At 72.2% G+C, this 15,663-nt stretch carries 11 protein-coding genes; 1 reads left to right on the plus strand and 10 read right to left on the minus strand.

The window, feature by feature from the left end:
- Positions 1–260: 260 nt before the first annotated feature.
- The 6 genes from ABD369_RS28425 to glgA all read right to left on the minus strand — a co-directional run bounded on the left by ABD369_RS28425 (position 261) and on the right by glgA (position 7,833).
- The gene (locus tag ABD369_RS28425) at positions 261–1,055 is read right to left on the minus strand and encodes an amino acid ABC transporter permease (protein ID WP_344639409.1); all 795 of its coding nucleotides are present in this window, start codon (positions 1,053–1,055) and stop codon (positions 261–263) included.
- Positions 1,052–1,699, minus strand: a complete 648-nt coding sequence (locus tag ABD369_RS28430) for an amino acid ABC transporter permease (RefSeq protein ID WP_344639410.1) — start codon at positions 1,697–1,699, stop codon at positions 1,052–1,054. Before ABD369_RS28430 ends, ABD369_RS28425 begins: the two co-directional genes overlap by 4 nt.
- Positions 1,700–1,704: 5 nt before the next feature.
- Complete coding sequence (locus ABD369_RS28435) at positions 1,705–2,652, minus strand: glutamate ABC transporter substrate-binding protein (protein WP_344639411.1); 948 nt, start codon at positions 2,650–2,652, stop codon at positions 1,705–1,707.
- 115 nt (positions 2,653–2,767) lie between these two features.
- Positions 2,768–4,300 carry an ABC transporter substrate-binding protein gene (locus ABD369_RS28440; protein WP_344639412.1) on the minus strand — a complete coding sequence of 511 codons (1,533 nt, stop codon included), beginning with the start codon at positions 4,298–4,300 and terminating at the stop codon, positions 2,768–2,770.
- 19 nt (positions 4,301–4,319) lie between these two features.
- Positions 4,320–6,410: a P-loop NTPase family protein gene (locus ABD369_RS28445; protein WP_344639413.1), complete on the minus strand. Its 2,091-nt coding sequence runs from the start codon at positions 6,408–6,410 to the stop codon at positions 4,320–4,322.
- Positions 6,411–6,642: 232 nt separating this feature from the next.
- Entirely contained in the window at positions 6,643–7,833 is a 1,191-nt protein-coding gene (glgA, locus tag ABD369_RS28450; RefSeq protein WP_344639414.1) for a glycogen synthase, read from the minus strand.
- A gap of 568 nt (positions 7,834–8,401) precedes the next feature.
- On the opposite strand from glgA, the gene ABD369_RS28455 reads away from it, so the two are divergent.
- A complete protein-coding gene (locus tag ABD369_RS28455) occupies positions 8,402–9,742 on the plus strand; it encodes a helix-turn-helix domain-containing protein (RefSeq protein WP_344639415.1) in 1,341 nt (446 codons plus the stop codon).
- Positions 9,743–9,905: 163 nt separating this feature from the next.
- Here ABD369_RS28455 and ABD369_RS28460 read toward each other — a convergent pair whose 3' ends face one another.
- From ABD369_RS28460 to ABD369_RS28475, 4 genes are all read right to left on the minus strand, one after another.
- A complete protein-coding gene (locus ABD369_RS28460) occupies positions 9,906–11,297 on the minus strand; it encodes a phosphomannomutase/phosphoglucomutase (RefSeq protein ID WP_344639416.1) in 1,392 nt (463 codons plus the stop codon).
- A gap of 32 nt (positions 11,298–11,329) precedes the next feature.
- Positions 11,330–13,555 (minus strand): 1,4-alpha-glucan branching protein GlgB, encoded by a 2,226-nt coding sequence (gene glgB, locus ABD369_RS28465; protein WP_344639422.1) that lies wholly within the window; start codon positions 13,553–13,555, stop codon positions 11,330–11,332.
- A 241-nt stretch (positions 13,556–13,796) separates the two neighbouring features.
- On the minus strand, positions 13,797–15,305 hold the full coding sequence (locus ABD369_RS28470; RefSeq protein ID WP_344639417.1) for a maltokinase N-terminal cap-like domain-containing protein: 1,509 nt from the start codon (positions 15,303–15,305) through the stop codon (positions 13,797–13,799).
- Position 15,306: 1 nt separating this feature from the next.
- On the minus strand, positions 15,307–15,663 hold a 357-nt coding region (locus ABD369_RS28475; RefSeq protein WP_344639418.1), incomplete at its 5' end, for an alpha-glucosidase C-terminal domain-containing protein.

A 15,663-nucleotide genomic window follows, 5' to 3' on the forward strand; every position in this document is an offset into this window, starting at 1 on the left:
CGAGCCGGAGGGCGCGCCGGTGCCGAAAGGGAGGAGCGAGGAAGCGACCGACGAAGGAGGGAGCGCGGGAGCGACGAGTGTCGGCGCCGGGTCGGAGCACCCGGAGGCGAGCGGGCGAGTCCCGCCCCGAGCCGGAGGGCGCGCCGGTGCCGAAAGGGAGGAGCGAGGAAGCGACCGACGAAGGAGGGAGCGCGGGAGCGACGAGTGTCGGCGCCGGGTCGGAGCGCCCGGAGGCGAGCGGGCGAGTAACAGCCGGGTGCTCAGGCCCGTCGGCGCCGCTCCAGCCGGCTGGCGATCCCGGACAGCGCCGTGTTGATCACGACGTAGCAGGCCGCCGCGACCAGGAAGCTGGGCAGCACGCTGTGGTAGTACTCACCGAGTACCTGGGCCTTGTGCAACAGTTCCAGATAGCTGACCACGTAGCCCAGGGTGGAGTCCTTCAGCAGCCGCACCAGCTGGCTCACCAGCGTCGGTACCAGCCTGCGCACCGCCTGCGGGATCACCACCCAGGTCATCGCCTGCCAGTACGTCATGCCGAGGCTGTAGGCGGCCTCCGACTGGCCGCGGTCCAGGGCCAGCACCCCGGCACGGAAGATCTCCGCCAGCACGGCGGCGTTGCCCAGCACGATCGGGATCACCAGCTGCCAGAACACCGGGAAGGTCAGCCCGGCCCGCGGCAGCGCGAACAGGAAGACGTAGAGCAGCAACAGCAGCGGTACGGCGCGGAAGAGCTCGGTGTAGCCCCGGGCCAGGGCGCGCAGCGGGCGGTTGCGGCTGAGCCTGAGCAGTGCGATCAGGCCGCCGAGCGGGAACGCGATGGCGGCGGCGACCGCCGTCACCAGCAGGGTCTGGCCGATCCCGCCGAGCAGGAAGTTGATGATCGGCCACGAGGTGAACATCCGCCACTGGCTGGCGGCGAGCTGTCCGTGGTCGGCGAACCGGCGGATCGCCAGGTACAGCAGTGCCGCGATCGCCAGCAGTGAGAGGGTGGTCGCGATCCGGATCCGCCGCCGGGCCCGGGGGCCGGGGGCGTCGAAGAGCGAGTCCTCGTTCACCGTCTTATCGCCACCTTCCGTTCGATCCGGCCGGCGATCAGGCCGGAGGTCAGGGTGATCGCCACGTACACCGCCGTGGTCACGGCGAAGCTGGTCAGCGGGTTGTCGTACTTGAGGGTTACGAACTGGGCCTGCCCGGTCAGTTCGGGGACCCCGACGGCGGCGCCCAGTGAGGTGCCCAGCGCCAGGCCGATGAACACACTGCCCAGCGGCTGCACCATCGAGCGCAGGGCCTGCGGCACGACGACGGAGCGCAGGGTCTCGAAGAAGGTCAGGCCGAGTGCCCGGGCCGCCTCGATCTGGCCCACCGGTACCGTCCGGATGCCGGAGCGCACCACCTCGCACACGAACGCGGCCCAGTACAGCGCCATGGTCAGGGTGACGGTGGTGAACAGCGGGTACAGCAGACCGATCTCGGGCAGCCCGAACACGAACAGCACCAGCAGGACCAGCAGCGGGACGTTGCGGAAGGCGGTGACGTACCCGGCGCCGACCAGGCGCAGCGGCGGCACCGGGCTGATCCGGCACACCGCCAGGAGCACGCCCAGCACCAGCGCGCCGGTGAAGGCGAGTCCGGTCATCGCCAGGGTGAGCAGCAGGCCGTGGCCGAGCTGGCGCAGCACGGCGCCGTTCTGGTCGGGCACCGGCCTCAGCTCCCGTCGACCGAGCCGATGGCGGGCGGCGTCGGCGCGTCGCCGGACAGTTCGGTGCCGATCGTCGCCTTCCACAGCTTGGCCCAGTCGCCGTTGGACTCGATCAGCTTCAGCCAGTCGTTGACGAAGGTCTTCATCTCGGGCGCGGCCAGCGGCAGTCCGATGCCGTAGGGCTCGGTGGTGAACGGCTGGCCGACCACCTTGACCTTCTTGTCCCGGGCCGCGTCGCCGAGCAGCAGCGCCTGGTCGAGTACGTAGGCGTCGGCGCGGCCCTGCTCGACGGCCTGCTGGCACTCGGCGTTGGTCTGGAAGAGGACCACCTTGGCGTTCGGCGCGAACTGCTTGATGTCGTTCGCGGCGGTCGAGTTGGACTCGGTGCACACCGACTTGCCGTTCAGGTCGGCCACCTTGGTGATCGACTGCTCCGAGGCCCGGACCAGGATGGCATCGCCCGAGGAGTAGTAGGGGCCGGCGAAGGCGATCTTCTTCGCCCGGGCCGGGGTGATGGTGTAGGTGGCCAGGACCGCGTCGACCGTGCCGTTCTGCAGCAGCGCCTCGCGGGTGCTGACGTCCACCTGGACCCGGTTCACGCTGGGACGGCCGATGATGTACTTGGCCAGCATGTCGGTGAGTCCGGCGTCGAAGCCGGTCACCTTGCCGGTGACCGGGTCCTTGAGCGAGAACAGCGCCGCGGCGTCGGTGCCGCCGACGTTCATCGTGCCGCGGCTCTTGATCTTGGCCATCAGGCTCCCGGCGGGGATCGCCGAGTCCGGTGCCACCGGTGCGCCGTCCACCACCTGCTGGAAGGCGTCACCGGAGCCGGAGGATCCGGCCGCCGGCGGCAGCTTGTCCGAGGACCCACAGGCGGTCAGGCCGGCGGCCGTCGCCATCGCCAGCAGCGCGGCCGGCAGGGCGCGCCGGCGCTTGGTCGAACTGGTGGTCATCCGAGGATCTCCTTGCGCGAGAGCTGGACCGGGTCGCCTACCTACCCACAACCGACCTAGGTCAAAGGAAATATGAAAGACCGTTACGAACCCGCCTCCGGCACGTGCTGGGGCCTTAGGGGTGCCCGTCCGGCGGGCTTCCGGTACGGGAGGAGACCGCGACGGTGCGCACCTGCCCGTCCGGGCTCAGCTCGACGATCGGGATCGCCTTGTTCATCGGATTGCCGTGGGAGTCCAGCGAGATCAGGCCGCTGGCCCCGGAGACCGCCTTCGCTCCGTACAGCAGGGTCAGCATCTGCACCACGTCCTGTCCCGTGACCCGGTCCGCCCCGCCGGTGGCCGCGGCCCTGATCGCGGACACCGCGGTCAGCACCGCGTCATGGCCCATGATGGCCTGGCCGTCGGCCAGTGTCTCGTGCGGGAAGGCGCTCGGGAACTCACCGCCGGTCTCGAAGGCCGCCGTCGCGGTCCGGGCGTAGGACTGCGGCCGCAGCTGCCAGGCGTCCGGGTGCGCGAGTCCGGTGTAGAGCAGTTTGATCTTGCCCAGCCGCAGCGCGTTCTTGACCTCCCCGACGCCCGCGGACTGCTCCACCTGTGAGGCGTCGTCCCCCGAGATGACGGTCAACTCCTTGTTCACGCACTGGCGTTGGGAGAGCGGCGCGAGGAACCGCGGCAGGTCGATCCCGCGGCCGGCGAAGTAGACCACGTCGGGGTCGGACAGGCAGACGTTGGCCATCTGCTGGGTGAAGTAGGTGGAGACGTCCGACTTGGAGGAGTCGTACTCCATCGGCTGCGGGACGAGCTGCTCCGCCGGATAGCTCTTGCGGAACTGGTCCGCGAGGGTGCGGCTGTACAGGTCGTCGGCCTTGCGGTCCCGCACCAGCAGCACCTTGGCGCCCGGATGGTCCTGGGCCAGGTACTTCGCGGCGGCGGCCGCCTCGTCGGAGTTGGGCGGCGACACCCGCACCAGGCCCTGGATGTCGGCGAGGTCGTCGGCGGAGATCACCGAACCGAAGGCGGCGATGTCCTCGTGGGTGAGCCGCAGGATGGCGGCGCGGGTGGAATCGGTGCTGGTGCCCAGCCCGGCGACCGCGACGATGTGGTCAAGGTCGCGGTGGGCCTCGATCTGCCCGATGGTGTAGTCGCGCTGCTCGTCGCTGCCCCCGCTGTCCGCGAGCAGCAGCCGGATCTGCGGCGAGTCACCGTAGGAGTGGCTGTGGTTGGCCACCCACTGGGCGGTGTAGGCGCCCTCGATCTCGTGCCGGATGGAGTCGGCGGTGGAGGAGCCGCCGCGGCCGGCGACCATCGGCAGCAGGTAGGCCACACCCACCCAGGGCGCGCCGCCCGGTTTCGCCGCGGCGGCGGCCACCTTGCTGTTCTCGTCGCGGACCAGCCCGAAGACCGTCGCCAGATCGTCGGTGAAGGGGTAGCTCCCGTCGGTGAGCCCGACGCATGCCTTGTCCGCGCCGACCCGGGCCACGCCGTCGGCGCAGCGGGTGCCCGCCGGGCGCAGGACGAGGTAGAGGCCGCCGGCGGCCAGTGCCAGTACGGCCGCCAGGGCGGTGGTCCCGAGCCACCCCCGCCACCAGCGGCGGGGCGGGTCCCAGGGTTCCGGGTCGGATGTCTCGTGCGGGGAGAGCGGCGTCATCGCGGGCGGCCTCCTGGACTTAACCGGTGTGGGCCTCGTAGCGGGCGGCCTCGGAGCGCAGCACGGCGCTGTTCGCGTCGTCGGTGTGCCAGGCCAGGTCCCGGAAGGAGGCGCTGATGGTGAAGTTGAGCTCCGGCCGCGCGTTCGGCAGCCGGTTGCGCGGATCGACGGCCAGCCACAGCGAGGTCACCAGCAGTGCCAGCGCCCGGTGGTGCCGGAAGGCGTCGGGGGCGAGTTCACGGGCGAGCAGGTCCGCCCGGTGGGAGGCGGAGACCGAGACGTCCACCGGCTCGCGCATCGGTGCCGCGGTGATCGCGTACAGCTCGTACAGCCAGGCCTCGGTCGGCAGGGTGTGCAGGCTGGACTCGAGGCGGGCGACCACCTCCTCGACCTGTCCGAGCGAGAGCCGGTGGTAGTAGGCGTTCGGCAGGTGGCCCTTGCGGTCGGCGTGCCAGGCGTGCAGCCGCTGGTGCGCGGTGTCCCAGTCCGGGTACGGGCCGCCGGCCGGGCGGTCGGCCAGTTCCCGGAGCAGCAGCAGCCACAGCCAGGGCTGTAGGACGAGGGAGTCGGGCAGCGGGTTCGGATGTGCGGCCTGGCCGGTGGTGGGCAGGTAGTGCGAGCCCCGGCCGCCGCGGGTGCCCGCGTCCTCGGCCAGCTGCGGGACCAGCCACAGGCGCTGCGCGGTCTCCTCCAGCAGCGTTTCCCGGATGCGCGGGGAGAAGTCCGCCAGCAGCGGGGAGTTGACGGCCGACTCCATGTCCCGGGAGGCGGCGCAGGTGACCAGGCCGGCCAGTTGGTCGGCCTCCATGTCCTGCAGCAGGTAGCGCAGTGCCTCCTGCCGCAGCGTCGGGGGCGGCGTCCCGGGGCCGGTGTCGGCGGCGCCGTTCGCCACCGGGCCGGAGTCGAGGATCCCCCGCAGCCGGACGTCGGCGTCCGGGCGGTCGATCATCCGGGCCGCGGCCTGCTGCATCCGCAGCACGCTCCACGGGTGCCCGTAGGTCAGCCGGTGCACCAGCGGGGTCGCCTCCGGCAGCCGCGGCGCGATCGCCTCGGCCAGCCGGGACACCTGACCAGCCGTCAGATCGGAGAGCCGGACCGCGTACCACCACCAGGAGGAGTCCGCCGGGGACTGCGGGATGCCGGCCCGCCAGTCCTCGTACGAGGCCTGGTGGGGGTCGCGGATGCGCAGGCCGGCCGGCCCCGGGTCGAACGGGCCGGGCACCGCCCGCGCACTGGAGGCGCTGGCCACCGTGAGCAGCGGGTCGCAGCCGCCGCCCTCCTTGCGGGCCAGGGACTCCCGCACCTCCAGCAGCAGCGCGAGGAACCGGCTTCCGCCGCCCTGGTCGATGTTGTCCAGCACCACCAGGCAGTTGCGGTCCGGGGCCGCCCCCAGCCGCCGGTGGTACGCGGCCCGCAGATCGGCGAGGAACGCCTCGCACAGCAGACGGTCCACCCCGTCCTGGTCGGCCGGATCCTCGCTGCGGCTGCGCTCGTTGAGCGCGACCAGGGCGTCAAGTGGCGCCTGGGCGCCGCCCGTGCCGTACCACTCGAGGCCGGAGCGCGAGGCCGCGTTCAGCAACCTCGGGCCCAGGCCGCGCAGGAGCAGCGCGGCCAGCAGCCCGGCCCCGGGCAGCGGGATGATGCCCAGGTCGTTGAGCAGCCCGACGCCCTCGGAGAGCGCGTCGGGGATCAGTCCGGCGCTGCGCTGCCTCGCCTCGCGCATCCGCTTGTCGAGCTGCCGCCTGGCGCGGTCAGGGCTGTTGACGTCCAGCAGCAGGTCGGGGTCGACGGCCACCAGGCCGTGGATCAGCCGCGGGAAGTGCAACCCCCGGGAGGTCAGCGAGAGCCGGAAGGCGAGCCGGGCCGCGACCTCGTGCGGGCGCAGCGTCCCGGCGGCGAAGTCGTGTCCGGCCTGGGGTGAGGTGGAGGCGCGGCGCGACAGGTGGCGCAGCACCGTGGTCTTGCCGCTGCCGTGCCGGCCCAGCAGTACGACGACCGGCAGGTTGCGGTCCGGGCGTCGGCCGGCCGGGCCGGCGGCGCGCACCCAGCAGTCGCGCACCAGGTCCTCGACGGCCTGGACGCCCAGTGGGCGCAGCGGTCTGTCGGGCACGCTCCTGACCCCCGTTCAGCCTCGCCTGCGTGCTCATGGCACGCGGTCGCGGGCACTCATGGTGCCACGAAGTGTTCGGCTGCGTATTCGAGTTGTGCAGGATCGGTGCGCCCCGGAAGGTTCCGGTTCGGTTACGGCGGAAGGTGCCCGCCGGGCGCGGCGAGCCGGGCCCGGCGGGTGTTCCGGTCGGCGGAAGGTGGCGGTGGGGGCGGCGGCCAGGAGGAGGAGGCGATCAGGGGGCGGCGGTGAGGGCCCGGTACACCGCGAGGGTACGGGTCGCCACCTCGTGCCAGGAGAACTCGCGCAGCGCCCGTTCGCGGCCGGCCCGGCCCAGCTTCCGGGCCAGTTCCGGATCCTCGATCAGCCGGTTGACCGAGTCGGCCAGATCCCGGGCCAGCCGGTCGGGATCGGCGGGCTCTCCGGTGCCGTCGGGTCGCGGTTCGTAGTCGACCAGCAGCCCGGTGCGGCCGCCTTCGACCACCTCGGGGATGCCTCCCACCGCCGTGGCGACCACGGCCGTCTCGCAGGCCATCGCCTCCAGGTTCACGATGCCCATCGGCTCGTACAGCGAAGGGCAGACGAACACCGTGGCACGGGTGAGCAGTTGGCGCACGCTCGGGCCGTCCAGCATCTCGTCGATCCGGAAGACTCCCTGGCGCACCCGGGTCAGCTCCTCCACCAGGCCGGCCACCTCCGCCGCGATCTCCGGGGTGTCCGGCTGCCCGCAGCAGAGCACCAGTTGGGCCTCCGGGGGCAGCCGGAACGCTGCTCGCAGCAGGTGCGGCAGGCCCTTCTGCCTGGTCACCCGGCCGACGAAGACCACGATCGGGCGGTCGGGGTCGATACCGAAGCGGGTCAACGCCGCGGTACCGAGGTCGGGCCGGTAGACCTCCCCGTCGATCCCGTTGTGGATCACGTGCACCCGCTCCGGCGGTATCCCGGGGTACACCGCGAGGATGTCGTCGCGCATGGCGGCCGAGACCGCGATCAGCGCGTCGGCCTCGGCCGCCGAGGCCCGTTCCATCCAGCTGGACAACGAGTAGCCGCCGCCCAATTGCTCGGCCTTCCAGGGCCGCAGCGGCTCCAGGCTGTGCATGGTCATCACATGGGGTATGCCGTGCAGCCGCCCGGCCACCTGCCCGGCCGCGTTGGCGTACCAGGTGTGGCTGTGCACCACGTCGGCTCCGGCGCAGTCGGCGGCGATCCGCAGGCCGGCGCCGAGGAACCGCAGTGCGGCGTTGGCCTCGTGCAGTTCACCGGGCAGCGGATAGGCCCTGGTGCCGGGCTCCGTCCGTTCGACCCCGAAGCACCGCACCCACACCTCGGCCCGCCGGCGGAGTGCCCGGGTCAGCTCGGCCGCGTGGACCCCGGCACCTCCGTACACCTCGGGCGGGTACTCCCTGGTGAGCAGGTCGACACGCATCACGTTTCCTCTCTCGGCTGTTCGGGCGCGGGTGCGCCGGCCCTGGCGGTTCCGGGCTCGGGCCAGGCCGGTCAGCGGCGCTTCGGGCGCGGGCGGGCCGGCCCCGGACGGACCCGGGCTGTCAGCAGCACGACCCGCCGCCGATGTCGGTGCTCGGAGTGGGGCCCGGGGTACCGGTGGCGGCGGGGGCCGCGGGTTCGACGGGCAGATCTGCGGCGGTCGCGGCATTCGGCACGAGGCCCAGCAGCAGGCCTAACCCGAGCAGCACGCCGGCTCCGGCCGCCGCCACGGTTGCAACGCACTTGGACATAGGTCGGGCCTTCCGTCGGTGCGACTATTTACAGCGAGAGTCAATGCTTTTTGACAACGCCTGTCAATCACAGTTTCACCACACTTCGGCCCGGCGTGGCAGATCAGCAGGTCGGCGATGCAGACATGCATGTACATCGTTAAGTTCGGGCAACAATCAGGGGGTGGACCACTTGGCTATGAGTGGTCACATCCTGTAAACCTGTAGTCAAATGGACACCCGGCTAGCGCCGACGCCCCACCGCCCGACCGGAGAGTCATGGAACAGCCGCAGAACGGAATCGGACAGCGCCTCCGCGAGCTGCGCCAGAAGCGCGGCCTGAATCAGCAGGACCTCGCATCCGCCGACATCTCGGTGAGCTATGTCTCGCTGATCGAGACCGGCAAGCGAGTGCCATCCGAGGCCGTGTTGCGGGCCCTCGCCGAGCGGGTCGGCTGCTCGGTGGAGTACCTGCAGACCGGTCGCGACGACGCACACGTCAAGGATCTCGAACTCAAGATCGCTTTCGGCGACATGGCGATGCGCAACGGCGCCAACGGCGAGGCGCTCCAGTCCTACAGCGAAGCACTCGCCTCGGCCCCCTTCCTCAGCGAGGGGATGATCCGGCGGGCCCGGATCGGCCAGGCCCTGGCGTTCGAGAAGCTGGGCCGCCTGGAGGCCGCCATCCAGCTGTTGACCCAGCTCTACCGGGACCCGGGCACGGTGCCGGGCTCCGCGGAGTGGGCGCAGCTGGCGATCGCGCTCTGCCGCTGCTACCGGGACGCCGGTGACTACACGCTGAGCGTGGAGATCGGTGAGCAGGCCATGCGCACCCTGGACGGGCTCGGCCTCGACCTCACCGACGACCACGTCCAGCTAGGCTCGACCCTGATCGGCTGCTACCAGGCGAGGGGCGACCTCACCCAGGCCCGGCTGGTGGCGGACCGGTTGATCAACGTGGCGGACGAAGCGGGTTCCCGGGTCGCCCGGGGCGCGGTGTACTGGAACGCGGCACTGGTCGCCTCCTCCCAGGGCCGCACCGCCGAGGCACTCGCGCTCACCGAGCGCGCCCTGCTGCTGATGGCGGAGACCGACAACCTCCGGCACCAGGCACTCCTCAAGATCGTCTACGCGAACCTGCTGATGGGGACCGAGGCGCCCGACGCGGTCCGGATCAAGACCCTGCTCGACGACGCCCACCCCGCCGTCCTCGAGGTCGGCACGGCCGCCGAGCAGGCCTGGACCGAGGCCAGTCTGGCCCGGTTCGCCCTGCTGGTGGACGAGCCCGCCGAGGCCATCGGCCATGCCAGCCGCGCACTCGGACTGGTGCGCAACGGCGACCCCGCGGAGTCCGCCAGGATCCGTACCCTGCTCGCCCAGGCCCAGCTGGAGGCCGGCGACCCGGAGGCCGCGATGACCACGCTCCGGGCCGTGATCCGCCAGCTCGGCACCGCCACCGTCACCCGGCACACCGCCGCGGTGTGGCGCCACGTCGCCGACTTGTGGAAGGAGCTCGGCCGGGAGACCGAGGCCATGGAGGCCTACGGCAGGGCGCTCGCCGACCTCGGGCTACCCGCACTTCCGACGGTGAAGGCGCCGATCACCTCCAGCCTCGGCTGAGGCCGCGCACCGTCAACCGCGTCTTCCAAAGGGGAGCCCTCCCGTCCGAAGCCGCCCGGTCCCGTCCCATCCCGGTCCCGTCCCGGGCCGGGCGGCCTCGGCCGGTCGTGGTGGGGGCCGGGCCGCGCCGCCGGACGTGGCGCGGCGGCGCCGGGCCCGGCGGTCATCGGCCGTCCGCCGCCGCGATCACCCGCTGCACCTGGTTCAGCAGGCGCCGCAGTCCTCGCCGGTCGGCTGCCTCCGCGTTGAGGCGCAGCACCGGCTCGGTGTTGGAGGGACGGAGGTTGAACCAGGCACCGCCGCCGAAGTCGGCGGTGAGCCCGTCCAGATGGTCGAGGTGGACGGCCGCGTCGCCCAGTGAGTGCTCCACTGCTTCGAGCACCCGGGCCGGGTCGGTGACGGTCAGGTTGACCTCGCCGGAGGCCGGGTAGCGGCTGTAGTCGGCCACCAGCCTGGAGAGCGGCCTGCTGGAGCGGGACAGCTCTGCCAGCAGGTGCATGGCCGCGAGCATGCCGGTGTCGGCGAACCAGAAGTCCCGGAAGTAGTAGTGCCCGGAGTGCTCACCGCCGAAGACGGCCGAGTGCTCGGCCATCAGCGCCTTCACGAAGGAGTGGCCGACCCGGGAGCGGACCGGCACACCGCCGGCCTCCCGGATCATCTCGATCGCCGACCGGGAGGTGATCAGGTTGTGCACCACGGCCGCCCCCGGCTCGACCGCCAGCAGCCGGTCCGCCACCAGCGCGATCAACGAGGAGGCGGGGACGGCCTCGCCCCGCTCGTCCACCGCGAAGCAGCGGTCGGCGTCGCCGTCGAAGGCCAGTCCCAGGTCCGCGGCCTCCCGGACCACCCGCTCCTTGAGATCCGCGACATTGGCCGGCTTCATCGGGTCGGCCTCGTGGTTGGGGAAGGTGCCGTCCAGCTCGAAGTACATCGGCACCAGCTCCAGTTGGGGCTGGTTCAGCACCAGGGGCACGGTCAATCCGGCCATGCCGTTCCCGGCGTCCACCACCACCTTGAGCGGACGCAGTCCGGAGAGGTCGACCAGTGAGTGCAGATGGGCGGCGTAGTCGTCCAGCAGCGCCGCGCTCCGGCAGCGGCCGCGGCGTTGGGCCTCGTCCGGGCCGCCGTCCGTCAGCCGCTCCCGGATCCGCTCCAGACCACTGCCCTCGCCGACCGGCACCGCGCCCGCCCGGCAGAGCTTGATGCCGTTGTAGGCGGCGGGGTTGTGGCTGGCGGTGATCATCGCACCGGGCAGCCCCAGCCGGCCGGAGCAGAAGTACAGGTAGTCGGTGGAACCGAGTCCGGCGTCCACCGCATCGACGCCCTGGGACATGACCCCGCGGATGAAGGCCTCGGCCAGGGCGGGTGAACTGTCGCGCATGTCACGGGCGACCACGACCGCGGGCGCCCCCGTCAGCTCGGCGAAGGCCGCGCCGACCCGGTGGGCCACCGACTCGTCCAGTTCCTCGGGCACCAGGCCCCTGATGTCGTACGCCTTGACGATCGAGGCTGCCCTCGCGGGGGCCGGGCTCGGATACGCGTGCTTGGTGGCCATCGGATCTCCTTCGTGGTGGTCGGTGCGGTGGATCACCGCGGGGTGGTGTCGGGATCGGGGGCCAGCCAGATCGTGGCGAGCGGGGGGAGGGTGAGTTCGGCGCTCTGCGCCCAGCCCCGCCAGGGCCGGGCGCAGCTCCGGACCGGGCCGGGATCGGCCGCGCCGCTGCCCCCGTAGCGGGCGGCGTCGGTGTCCAGCACCGGCTGCCAGGCGCCCGGGAGCGGCAGCCCGGTGCGGTAGCCGCGGCGCACCACGGGAGAGAAGTTGCTGAGGCAGACCAGCGGCCGGCCCGCACGGTCGTGGCGGACGAAGGAGAGCACGTTCTCGTCGCCGGCCTCGGCGTCGATCCACTGGAAGCCGGCCGGGTCGCTGTCCTGCTCCCAGAGGGCGGGCGTCTCGCGGTAGATCCGGTTGAGCTCACCCACCAGCCGCTGGACGCCCAGGTGCTCCCCGGCGGCCGGCCACTGCTCCTCCAGCACCCACCACTGCGGTCCGCTGTCGTGGTCCCACTCCGCGCCCTGGGCGAACTCCTGTCCCATGAACAGGAGTTGCTTGCCCGGGTGGGCCCACATGTAGCCCAGGTAGGCACGCACGGTGGCACGCTGGCGCCACCAGTCCCCCGGCATCCTGGCGACCAGCGAGCCCTTGCCGTGCACCACCTCGTCGTGCGAGATCGGCAGGAGGTAGTTCTCCGAGTGGGCGTACACCATCGAGAAGGTCATCTCGTTGTGGTGGTACTTGCGGTGCACCGGGTCGCGCCCCACATAGCTGAGCGAGTCGTGCATCCAGCCCATGTTCCACTTCAGCCCGAAGCCCAGGCCCCCGCTGTCGGTGGGCCGGGTGACGCCGTCCCAGGCGGTGGACTCCTCGGCGATGGTGACCACGCCCGGGCAGCGGCGGTAGACGGTCGCGTTCAGTTCCTGCAGGAACCGCACCGCCTCCAGGTTCTCCCTCCCTCCGTGCCGGTTCGGGGTCCAGGCCCCCTCCGCCCGGGAGTAGTCGAGGTAGAGCATCGAGGCGACCGCGTCCACCCGCAGGCCGTCGACGTGGAACTCCTCGCACCAGTACACGGCGTTGGCGACCAGGAAGTTGCGCACCTCGGTGCGGCCGTAGTCGAACTCCAGGGTGCCCCAGTCGGGGTGCTCGGCGCGCAGCGGGTCGGCGGGTTCGTACAGCGGCTCGCCGTCGAAGCGGGCGAGCGCGAAGTCGTCCTTGGGGAAGTGCGCGGGCACCCAGTCGACGATCACGCCGATGCCGTGCCGGTGCAGGGTGTCGATCAGGTACCTGAAGTCGTCCGGGCTGCCGAGCCGGGCGGTGGGGGCGTAGAAGCCGGAGACCTGGTAGCCCCAGGAACCGCCGAAGGGGTGCTCCATCACCGGCATGAACTCCACGTGCGTGAAGTTCAGTCCGGCGAGGTACGCGGGAAGCTCGTCAGCCAGCTGACGATACGTCAAGCCAGGCCGCCAGGAAGGAAGGTGCACCTCGTAGACGGACATCGGGGCGGCGTGCGGCGTGCCGGTCGCACGGCGGGCCAGCCAGTCGGCGTCCTGCCACCGGTAGCTGGAGGTGTGCACGACCGAAGCGGTGCCGGGCGGGCACTCGGTGGCCCGCGCCAGCGGGTCGGCCTTCTCCAGCACCCGGCCGCCTTGGGTGTGGATCTCGTACTTGTACCGGGCGCCGTCGGCCACGTCCGGGACGAACAGCTCCCAGACGCCGGAGGAGCCGAGCGAGCGCATCGGATGGCCGCTGCTGTTCCAGTGGTTGAAGTCGCCGGACAGCCGGACCCCGACGGCGTTCGGTGCCCACACCGCGAAGGCGGTGCCGCGGACGCCGTCCACCTCCCGGACGTGCGAGCCGAGCGCCCGCCAGAGCTGCTCGTGCCGGCCCTCGGAGATCAGGTGCAGATCGAGCTCGCCGAGGGTGGGCCCGGTCCGGTATCCGTCGTGCTGGCGGTGCTCGGCGTCCCGGTAGCCGACCAGCAGGGTGTAGGCGGGGATCTCCCGTTCCGTCGGCAGGCCGCCGGCCGGCCCGGTGGCGGGCAGCAGGCCGGTGAACAGACCGTCCCCGTCCGGCACCAGCCGGTAGGAGGCCTCGCCGACCTCCAGCGCCACCCGTTCGGCGAACGGGCGCAGCACCCGGATCGCGATCCCCTCGGCGGTGACGTGCGCGCCGAGCACGCTGTGCGGGTCGTGGTACCGCCCGGCGAGCAGGCGTCGGCGCTCCTCGGGGGAGGGTGGCGCCGCGGGGAGCTGCGGCAACGGCGGAGCGAGGCTTCCGCCGGTCGCGGCGTGGACGGTCGGCGAGGTCACGGAAGGCGGTCCTTTCGGGGACGTGAGGGGAGCTTGAGGGGGGACATGAGCGGGCGGGGACTTGAGCAGGCGTGCCCGGGCCCCGAACTGTCGACCGGCAGCGGCGCACGGGGGCAGCACGCGGCCGATCAAGGCAGGTCATGGCGGTCCGGGCAGGACGGGGCGGATCCAGGCAGGCGGCTTGACCGACTCATCGGCCGGAGACAAGCCTCTGCAAAGCCGCGAGCGGAATCGGGAGCCAGTCCGGGCGGTGCCGGGCCTCGTAGACGGCCTCGTAGACCGCCTTCTCCGCCTCGAAGGCGTGCAGCACCACCGGGTGGCAGTGCGGGTCCGCTCCTCCGGCGGCGGTGTAACCGGCCGTGAAGGCACGGCGGTTGCGGACCGCCCAGGCCTGGGCCCGGCGCGCCCGCCGGCGCCGCTCCGGGGCGGCGCTCGGCTCCTGGGGCAGCTCGCCGCCCGGCGGGCGGGCGGCGAATGCCTGCCGGGCCGCGTAGTCGAACGACCGGAGCATGCCCGCGACATCACGCAGCGCCGGCTGCGGAAGGCCGCGTTCGGCGACCGGGCGCAGCGGTTCGCCCTCGAAGTCGATGACCTTCCAGCCCTCGGCGGTCCGCAGCACCTGGCCCAGGTGCAGATCGCCGTGCAGACGCTGGGCCGTGAGGTCGCCGCGCAGGGCGACCTTCTCGTAGTCCTCGTACAGCCCGGCTATCCGGCCCGCGTAGGCCTCCAGTCGGGGTACCTCCCGGACGGCCGACCGCAGGCTGCGGGCGAGTTCCGCGGTCTGCCGCAGCACCTCGCCCGGTTCGAGCCGGACGGTCGGGAAGGCCTCGGCGAGGGCGGAGTGCAGCTCCGCGACGGCGGCACCCAGTGCCCGGGCCTCCACGTGGAAGCCGTCGACCGCTGGGGCCGCCGGATGGCGTGCCTCCAGGAAGTCCCCGGCCTGCCGGACCGCCAGTTCCCAGCCCGTGCCTTCGGCGGCCAGGAATTCGGTGAGCACGCCGAGCACGCTCTCCGCTCCCCCGCTTCCGTCCGCTCCGCCCCCACCGGGGCCGTCCGCCAGGCGCAGCCAGCCGACCAGCCGGGGCGTGCGGGTGGACCGGACCTCGGTGAGCGCCCTCAGCACAGCCACCTCCGGGTGCGGGCCGTCCTCCGGCCGGCGCAGTAGTTTGAGTAGCAGCCGGTCGCCGTAGACGACACTGGTGTTGCTCTGCTCCAAGCGCAGTTGACGCGCCGCCAGATCAGCTCGCACTGGGGTGTCCAGGCAGCGGACGAGCTGGAGCGGTGAACTCGCCTCGTGGGCAGCCGAGTCCAGCAGCCTGCTCATTGACTCCGGGTCCTCGGTGGCCTCGTACAGCCACCAACCGTCCCACTCGCCGCCTACGGCCTGGCCGATCGCGGCGGCGGCGAGCCGGGCGGGCAGCTCCCGTCGCAGGCCCAGCAGCAGCTGGTAGCGGCGGGCTGCCGAGGAGGTGTGCCGGACGACGACGACCGCGTGCAGCAGGACGGCCCCTCCGCCCGGCAGGACGGCGGTGCTGACCGGCCGGATGTCCTGCAGGCAGCCGCTCTCCTGGCTGAACCAGCGCCTGGTCACCAGCCATGGGCGGAGCGCGGGCAGCAGCGGTCCCAGCAGCCGGTCGCCCTCCGCTGCCGTGGTGTGGCCGCGGGTGGTCCGGTCTTCGCGCGTAGCCGCTCCGGCCATCTCAGCGGTCCTGATCCACGGTCACGATGTGCGCGGGACTGACGGACGGGTCCAGCCGGACGTAGTTCTCCTGGCCCCAGGTGTAGGTGGCGCCGGTGAGTTCGTCGTGCACCGTCAGCGGCCGGCCGGCCGCCAGCGTCTCGGCGTCCAGTGTCACGGTGGCCTGCTGGACCTGGTGCGGGTCGAGGTTGACCACCACGATCACCAGGTCATCGCCGAAGCGCTTGCGGTAGGCGAGGATGCGGTCGTTGTCCGTCTCGAGGAAGGTGATGTTCCGTAGTTGCTGGAGGGCGGGGTGGCGGCGGCGGAGCCGGTTGAGGGTGGTGATCAGGGGGGTGAGGGTGTCGGGGCCGCTCCA

The organism is Kitasatospora cystarginea, from assembly GCF_039533515.1.
Classification (GTDB): Bacteria; Actinomycetota; Actinomycetes; order Streptomycetales; family Streptomycetaceae; genus Kitasatospora; species Kitasatospora cystarginea.

Bases quoted from the DNA above. Each gene is read 5' to 3' on its own strand.
- ABD369_RS28435 (WP_344639411.1), bottom strand. From the start codon at position 2,652: ATGACCACCAGTTCGACCAAGCGCCGGCGCGCCCTGCCGGCCGCGCTG.
- ABD369_RS28440 (WP_344639412.1), bottom strand. From the start codon at position 4,300: ATGACGCCGCTCTCCCCGCACGAGACATCCGACCCGGAACCCTGGGAC.
- glgA (WP_344639414.1), bottom strand. From the start codon at position 7,833: ATGCGTGTCGACCTGCTCACCAGGGAGTACCCGCCCGAGGTGTACGGA.
- ABD369_RS28455 (WP_344639415.1), top strand. From the start codon at position 8,402: ATGGAACAGCCGCAGAACGGAATCGGACAGCGCCTCCGCGAGCTGCGC.
- ABD369_RS28460 (WP_344639416.1), bottom strand. From the start codon at position 11,297: ATGGCCACCAAGCACGCGTATCCGAGCCCGGCCCCCGCGAGGGCAGCC.
- ABD369_RS28470 (WP_344639417.1), bottom strand. From the start codon at position 15,305: ATGGCCGGAGCGGCTACGCGCGAAGACCGGACCACCCGCGGCCACACC.